This window comes from Halobacterium bonnevillei, from assembly GCF_009831555.1.
Lineage (GTDB): Archaea > Halobacteriota > Halobacteria > Halobacteriales > Halobacteriaceae > Halobacterium > Halobacterium bonnevillei.
Genome location: NZ_WUUU01000151.1, coordinates 1 through 7295, shown reverse-complemented (window position 1 = coordinate 7295; position 7295 = coordinate 1). Strand labels below are relative to the sequence as shown.

Here is a 7295-nt window from a genome sequence, read left to right as displayed (position 1 = left end):
GCCCGGACTACGTCGGCTGCGACGGCGTCGTGTGCGCAGTGACGCCGACGCTCGCCCGGCGCACGACCGCAGTGAGGTCGTCGAGGAGTACGGCATCGACGTCGTCTCCGGCGTGGAACTGGACGCCCAGAACCGGTCGCAGGCCAGCGGCGCGCTCGCGAACCTCCGGGACGTCGCGACCGTCCTGCTGGTCCGCGGCGGCACCCCGGACCTGAACCGGTTCGCCGCGGAGTCCCCCCGAGTGGACGTTCTCGCCGGCCCGATGCGGGGCGACGGCGACGTCAATCACGTCGTCGTGAAGGCCGCCGACCGGAACAGCGTCCACCTCGAGTTCGACTTCTCGCGCGTCTTGCGGGCGAGCGGGGGCGAACGCGTCCAGACACTTCGCGGCCTCCGGAAGCTGCGTGAGCTCGTCGAGCACTACGACGCGCCGTACGTGGTGAGCGCCGACCCGACGTCACATCTGCACGTCCGCGCGCCGAGGGAACTGCTCGCCGTCGGCGACGAAATCGGGTTCGACCGCGACCAGGTACAGGCCGGACTCGAAGCGTGGGGCGACCTCGCGGCGCGCAACCGCGAGCGCATGTCCGAGGAGTTCATTGGGCCGGGCGTCGAGAGAGGGAGATATGAAGAAGACGCTTGACGAGCACGCAGCTCGCTTCGACGAGGTCGCCGCGGAGTACGACGACGAGATGTCCCCGGAGTACAACGAGTGCGTCGCTCTCGTCCTCGAACGCGCCGACGTCTCAAGCGAGGACACGGTCCTGGACCTCGGGTGTGGGACTGGCGCCATCGCGCTGGGACTCGCCGACGACGCCGGGCGCGTGGTCGGCCGCGACATCAGCGAGGGGATGCTGGAGGAGGCGCGGCGGAAAGCCGACGACCGCGGCCTCGAGAACGCCGAGTTCGGCGAGGGGCGGTTCCGCGACCCGAACTACGACGGGGAAGTCGACCTGGTGACGTCGAACTTCGCGATGCACCACCTCAGTGACGACGAGAAGCGCGACGCAATCGCCGTCATCGCGGCCCTCGAACCGGCGAGGATCGTCCTCGGGGACGTGATGTTCTTCGGGGAACCGACCCCGGACGAACCGTTCTACAGTCCCGAGGTAGACGACCCCGCGACCGTCGGCGTGCTCGCGGACGCGTTCACCGACGAGGGGTACGCGCTGACCGACGTCGAGATGGTCCACGAGCAGGTCGGCGTCCTCGTCGCCGATCGCCAGTAGCGCAGCGAGGACACAGGCACGACTACCAGACACCATGAAACACCTCCCGAAACACCTCCGGCCGCGATGGCGGTACCTCGCCGTGGAACTGGAGGCGTGGCCGGACGCCGACGTCTCCCAGGGGGACTTCCAGCGGAGCCTCTGGTTCGCCGCGCAGAACCTCTTCGGTGACGTCGGCAGCGCCGACGCCGACCTGCGCGTGCTGGACTTCGAGTTCGACGACGGGACGGGCGAGGCGTTGGTCCGCGTGCGCCACGGCGAAGTCGAGCGCGGCCGCGCGGCGCTGGCGTGCGTCGACAGCGTCCGCGGCGACCCGCTCAGAGTCGCCGTGCGCGGCGTCTCCGGCACCATGCGGGCCGCTGAAGAAAAGTATTTAGGACGGCCGAGCGAACCGCCAGAGGAAGCCAGCGTCGCGTTCGCGGGCGAGTCCACGCGTGCCGTCCGCCGGGGCGACCTCGTCGACGTCGACCGCGAGGAATCGTTTGCGGGCGCGACGGCTCTCGATTGCAGGTAAACCATGCAAGGGCAGACCCAACAGCAGGCGTACGACCGCGGCATCACGATCTTCTCCCCGGACGGCCGACTCTACCAGGTGGAGTACGCGCGCGAAGCCGTCAAGCGCGGCACGCCGAGCATCGGCGTCCGCACCGACGACGGCGTCGTCCTCCTCGTGGACAAACGCATCAGTTCGCCGCTGATGGAGGAGGCCTCCGTCGAGAAGATTCACAAGGCAGACGACCACATCGGCATCGCGAGCGCGGGCCACGTCGCGGACGCGAGACAGCTCATCGACTTCGCGCGCCGCGACGCACAGATCAATCGCGTTCGCTACGACGAACCGATCGGCGTGGAGACGCTGACAAAGGACATCACGGACCACATCCAGCAGTACACGCAGGTCGGTGGCGCTCGGCCGTTCGGCGTCGCGCTCCTCATCGGCGGCGTGACGGGCGGCGAACCGCGCCTGTTCGAGACGGACCCCTCTGGGACGCCGTACGAGTGGAAAGCCATCGCCATCGGCGAGAACCGCTCGACCGTCCAGGAGTACCTGGAGGAGAACTACGACGAGACACTCCCCCTCGACGAGGGCGTGGAACTGGCGCTGCGCGCGCTCGGGGAGATCCGCGACGAGCTCAGCCCCGAGGGCGTCGGCGTCGGCACCATCGACGCCGAGACCGGCGCGTTCCTCGAACTCTCGAACGACGAGATCCAGGAGTACCTCTCTGACCTCGCCCTCCTCGAGGACGAGACGGCCGACGAGGAGGCGACCCCCGACAGCGACGGCGACGAAGAAACCGAGGAGTGACGAGCCACACTGCAGAGAGTGACCAGCCGACGCTGGTCGGTGACGCGGCTCGTGTCTGTACCCCACCCCGAATCGCCTGATTCTACCGCAGTTCGGGCAGTCCCAGACGCCCCCTGTACTCCGCAACCAAATCCCAGTTTCCACCCCGTTTCGGGAAAAGGGCTTTTAGCCGGCCCCGCCGAACCCATAGGTATGATTTCACTCGACGAGGCTGTGACCGCTCGCCTCGAGACACACGGCGAGCGATTCGAAGTACTCGTGGACCCGGACGCGGCACTCGAGATGAAACGCGGCGAGTTCGAGGGCGACCTGGAGGACGTCATCGCCGCGCGCGACGTCTTCGAGAACGCCTCGCGGGGTGACCGGCCGGCCGAGGAGGCGCTCGAGGAAGTGTTCGGGACGACGGACCCGCTGGAGATCATCCCGGAAGTCATCGATCGCGGGGAGATCCAGATCACGGCCGAGCAGCGCGCGGAGATGCAGGAGCGCAAGGAACGAAAACTCATCAACATCATCTCCCGGAACGCGATCAACCCACAGATGGACGACGCGCCCCACCCGCCGGAGCGCATCGAGAACGCACTGGAGGAGGCGGGATTCACGGTCGACCCGATGGAGACCGCGGAGAGCCAGGTGGACGAAGCGCTGGAGGCGCTCCGGCCGGTAATTCCGATTCGGTTCGAGGAGGTGACCGTCGCTGTCCAGTTGCCGCCGGACTACGCGGGGAGCGGACAGGCGAAGATTCGGGAGTTCGGCGAACTCGACAGCGAGGAGTGGCAGGCCGACGGCTCCTGGGTGGGCGTCCTGACGTTCCCCGCGGGGATGCAAAACGACTTCTACGACCTCGTGAACGAGGTTTCGGAGGGTGAGGGGGAGACGCAGATCATCAAGGAGAAGGGCGAACTGGACACGCGGTGAGGAGTCGGTCGTAGAACGAGACGGTATCGAACGGGTGACGGAAACGACGTGGACGGTTGGCGGCCAGGATTCGGGGTGGGTAGTGCCGCGTCGCGGACCTACCCCTTCCGGAAGCCGAGCAGGAAGCCGCCGGTGAACCCGGCGCTCACCGAGAGCGTCGACAGAATCGTGTTGATCCACGACGGGGGCGTACTGGAGTTCGCGGCGGACGTGAGGTCGAACATGCCCGCTGTGAGTCGGTCCCAGTCGACGGTGAGGATGCCGCGGGACTCGAGGAACTTGAACAACGCGAGTTCGAGGCCGATGATGACGGCGATGAGCTTCGCGATTTTCTTTGCGGCGAACCCGATGATGGCGCCGATTCCCGCGCCACCACCGAACTCCAGCCCGAGCGTCGTGAAGTTGATGTCCGGCATGGAGGGTTGTCTGTCGGCTACTGATAAGTCTCTTTTGCCGTTTCGGCCGGCTATCGACCGGGTGGCGACGAACACACCGACGGGTGTGGCTGTCACTCCGCCGTCGAGGGTGCGTCTTCGTCGACGAACTCGAACAGCGGTTCGTAGTCGTCTGGGAGCTGGTTGCGGGCTTTCTCGATGTTGCCCGGCGGTACGACCTCCGCGAGGAGCGCGACGAGCTGCTGTGCGTGGTAGTTCGCGTCCGACGCGTCGACGTTCGCGCGCTCGCTCACGCGGTCGAGGAACTCGGTGTACGAGAACCGCTGCCCGGACTCGGCCTCGAGGATGAATCGGTCGATCTCCATCGGGAGCGGGCTCGCCAGGTCGCTTGCCTCGCCTGCTTCGAGTCGTTCGCCGAGCGTGGTGAGCGTCGCTCGCGTGGCACGCACTGCTTGGCCGAACTCCGGGAGTTCGAGTCTGTGCTGTACCTGGCCGACGAATTCCTGGTAGTCCATTGGTGGATGAGTGTGTTGTGGTGGGTGTCCGTGGGCGATACGCGCGGTAGCCGTCTTCGGCGGTCCGTCTGTGGAGTCACCGGTCTGCGGCGTCACCGGTCTGCGGCGTCACCGGTCTGCGGCACGCACGTGAGAGTACGCCGACCAGGCGTATAGAACGCACTGGCGTTCCCATCGTGTTAGAAGAGCCACAATTGTAAGGCGGCACGAGCGCGATAGTGATGTGGCGGTCGTGGCCATCGACTCGGAAACCGGGGCGCCCCGGGCTTAAGTATCGCCGGGACGTAGCCCACAACGAGTGACAGGAACACCGAACAAGACCGCTGTCGTCGCCAAACGGGTCGACGACGGCGTCGCGGACACCACCGAAATAAGGGACCTCGTGCGAGCCGCGGGCTACGAGGTCGCCGGCGAAGTGACGCAGGCGCGCACCGCGGACCCCGCCCTCCAGCTCGGCGAAGGGAAAGTCGAGGAGCTGGCCGTCGTAGTCGACGAGACGGACGCGGAGCGCGTCGTCTTCGACAACCGCCTCGGCCCCTACCAGACGTACAACCTCGGGAAGGAACTCCCGGAGAACACCGAGGTCGTCGACCGCTTCCGGCTGATCCTGGACATCTTCGGGCAGCGGGCCCAGACCCGGAAGGCTCAGCTGCAGGTCGAACTCGCGGAACTGCGCTACGAGCTGCCGCGCGCGGAGGCCAAGACGAGCCTCGCGAAGCGCGACGAGCGCCCCGGGTTCATGGGGCTGGGCGAGTACGACGAGAGCCGCGAGCAGGACATCAAGGCCCAGATCAGCCGCATCAGGGACGAACTCGAGAACATCGAGAAGACCGAACAGCAGCGCCGCCAGACCCGCCGCGAGTCCGGGTTCGAGCTGGTGGCGCTGGCGGGCTACACGAACGCCGGGAAGTCGACGCTGCTGCGCCGCCTCGCCGACGACCTGGACGTCGACGAGAACGAGGGCCGCCACCCGGACATCGAGCCGACGGCGGAGTCCCGGGACAAACTGTTCACGACGCTCGGAACGACCACGCGGCGCCTGGAGATGGATCGCCGTGACGTCCTGTTGACGGACACGGTCGGGTTCATCAGCGACCTCCCGCACTGGCTCGTGGAGTCGTTCAAGTCCACGCTGGAGTCCGTCTACCAGGCCGATCTGGTGTTGCTGGTGGTCGACGCCAGCGAGTCCATCGACGAGATTCGGGAGAAGCTCGTCACCAGCCACGACACGCTCTACGAGCGCAACGAGGCGCCCATCGTCACCGTGTTCAACAAGGTGGACAAGGTACCCGACGAGGAGCTCGCGGAGAAACAGGAGGCGCTGTCCGCGCTGGCGCCCGAGCCCGTCGCTGTCAGCGGCCTCGACGGCACGAACCTGGACAGGCTCCGCGACCGCATCGACGCGGAACTCCCGCCCCGCGAGCGCGAGACGCTCGTCCTCCCGATGACCGACGACACGATGAGCGTCGTCTCGTGGGTCCACGACCACGCGTTCGTCTGGGACGTCGACTACAACGACGAGGAGGTCGTCATCGACTTCGAGGCGCGACCGACCATCGTCGAGCAGACGCACGCGAAAGCCAGCGAACTGGTCGCGGAAGCCTGAGGAGGGACTGCTCCGGGCCGGGACGTCGGTCCCGCGAGCCACTTACTCGAGCGGGCGCTTCTCCTTGGTGACGACTTCGACGTCCCGGATAGCGGTGCCCGGGTACTGGCCGTCGTCGTCTTTCTCGGCGGCTTTCACCATGTCCCAGACGACGTTCAGGCCGGTCGTCACGCCCTCCAGGGCTTCCATCTCACAGCCGGTCTTCCCCGTCGTTTCGACCGCGACGTCGAGGACGACGCGGTCGTCGTGCACGTCGAAGTCGGTCTCGACGTTCGTGATGGGGATCTGGTGGCACATCGGAATCGTCTCCCAGGTGTGTTTGACGGCCTGGACCGCGCCGATTCGCGCCGTCGCGAGCACGTCGCCCTTCCCCAGTTCGTCTGCGCGGATGGCCTCCACGGTCGATGCGGAGAGGTGGATCTCGCCGCGCGCGACCGCTCGGCGCGCGGTGTCAGGTTTCTCGCCGACGTCCACCATCTGCACGTCGCCCGAGTCGGTGGTGTGCGTCAAGTCGTCGTCGCCCGAAGCGGGCTGGCTCGAGTCGCCGCCCGCGTCGCCGTTCTCACTCATCGTCGTCACCCCACAGCGCCGCGGGAAGCGCGTCGAGCAGGTCGGTCGCGAGCAGGCCGTAGCTGTAATCGCCGACGACGTCGTCGCCCGCCCGGCCGTTCGCGTACGCGGCGATGCTGGCCGCGGGGAGCGCATCCATCGTCGAGAACATTGCGGCAGTCACGCCCGCGAGGACGTCGCCGGTGCCGCCGACGGTCATCCCGGGGTTGCCCGTGCGATTGACGCGCGTCGTCCGGCCGTCCGAAACCACGTCGTAGGCGCCCTTCACGAGGAGCGCGTGCCCGAGTTCGTCCGCGAACGCCGTGACCGCGTCGGCGCGCTCGCGCCACGCTTCGGCACTCGGTCCCCCCATCCCGCGGAGTTCCCCCTGGTGCGGGGTGCAGACCAGCGACCCATCGGTTTCGACGTCCGGCACCACCTGGAGTGCGTCGGCGTCCACGACCACCTTTCCGTCGAACGCGGCGAGGAACCGGCGGACCGCGGCGAGCGTGTCGTCGGTGTCACCGAGGCCGGGGCCGAGGACGACGACGTCCACGTCCGCTGCCCGGTCCAGGAGCTCCGGGACGTGCTCTGCGAGCAGGCGCGTCCCGACGAATGCGTCGACGATGAGGTTCTCGCTGTACACCTGGACCGCGTGACCGACGAGTCAGTTACGCTGCGTTCAGATTTCTGCGGCGACGGACGAAGTAGATCGGTCCGGTCACGACGGAGGACAGGCACGCCGGCGAGCACGAGGCCGCCGGCGAGGTAGGGGAC

At 67.4% G+C, this 7295-nt stretch carries 9 protein-coding genes and 1 pseudogene; 6 read left to right on the top strand and 4 right to left on the bottom strand.

Annotated elements, in window-relative coordinates; translation table 11 throughout:
* From GRX66_RS14675 to GRX66_RS14655, 5 genes are all read left to right on the top strand, one after another.
* Positions 1-643: RNase P subunit p30 family protein (locus GRX66_RS14675; protein ID WP_159527227.1), on the top strand; the 643-nt coding region annotated here is incomplete at its 5' end.
* The gene (locus GRX66_RS14670) at positions 627-1229 is read left to right on the top strand and encodes a class I SAM-dependent methyltransferase (RefSeq protein ID WP_159527226.1); all 603 of its coding nucleotides are present in this window, start codon (positions 627-629) and stop codon (positions 1227-1229) included. The genes GRX66_RS14675 and GRX66_RS14670, both read left to right, overlap by 17 nt.
* Positions 1230-1263: 34 nt before the next feature.
* On the top strand, positions 1264-1743 hold the full coding sequence (locus tag GRX66_RS14665; protein WP_159527225.1) for an Rpp14/Pop5 family protein: 480 nt from the start codon (positions 1264-1266) through the stop codon (positions 1741-1743).
* A 3-nt stretch (positions 1744-1746) separates the two neighbouring features.
* Positions 1747-2535 (top strand): archaeal proteasome endopeptidase complex subunit alpha, encoded by a 789-nt coding sequence (psmA, locus tag GRX66_RS14660; RefSeq protein ID WP_159527224.1) that lies wholly within the window; start codon positions 1747-1749, stop codon positions 2533-2535.
* 192 nt (positions 2536-2727) lie between these two features.
* Positions 2728-3453, top strand: coding sequence for a ribosome assembly factor SBDS (locus tag GRX66_RS14655; RefSeq protein WP_159527223.1), 726 nt, complete (start codon positions 2728-2730; stop codon positions 3451-3453).
* 98 nt (positions 3454-3551) lie between these two features.
* Here GRX66_RS14655 and GRX66_RS14650 read toward each other — a convergent pair whose 3' ends face one another.
* Positions 3552-3869, bottom strand: coding sequence for an FUN14 domain-containing protein (locus GRX66_RS14650; RefSeq protein ID WP_159527222.1), 318 nt, complete (start codon positions 3867-3869; stop codon positions 3552-3554).
* Between the two features lie 92 nt (positions 3870-3961).
* Positions 3962-4363, bottom strand: coding sequence for a DUF2267 domain-containing protein (locus tag GRX66_RS14645; protein WP_159527221.1), 402 nt, complete (start codon positions 4361-4363; stop codon positions 3962-3964).
* Positions 4364-4661: 298 nt separating this feature from the next.
* Between GRX66_RS14645 and hflX the strand changes: the two genes are divergently transcribed.
* Complete coding sequence (gene hflX / locus GRX66_RS14640) at positions 4662-5969, top strand: GTPase HflX (RefSeq protein ID WP_325064134.1); 1308 nt, start codon at positions 4662-4664, stop codon at positions 5967-5969.
* A gap of 42 nt (positions 5970-6011) precedes the next feature.
* Here hflX and moaC read toward each other — a convergent pair whose 3' ends face one another.
* Both moaC and GRX66_RS14630 read right to left on the bottom strand, forming a co-directional pair.
* Positions 6012-6539, bottom strand: coding sequence for a cyclic pyranopterin monophosphate synthase MoaC (moaC, locus tag GRX66_RS14635; protein ID WP_159527220.1), 528 nt, complete (start codon positions 6537-6539; stop codon positions 6012-6014).
* Positions 6532-7182, bottom strand: a pseudogene (locus tag GRX66_RS14630) (NAD(P)H-hydrate dehydratase); the annotation flags it as partial. The gene moaC and the pseudogene GRX66_RS14630, both read right to left, overlap by 8 nt.
* Positions 7183-7295: the final 113 nt, after the last annotated feature.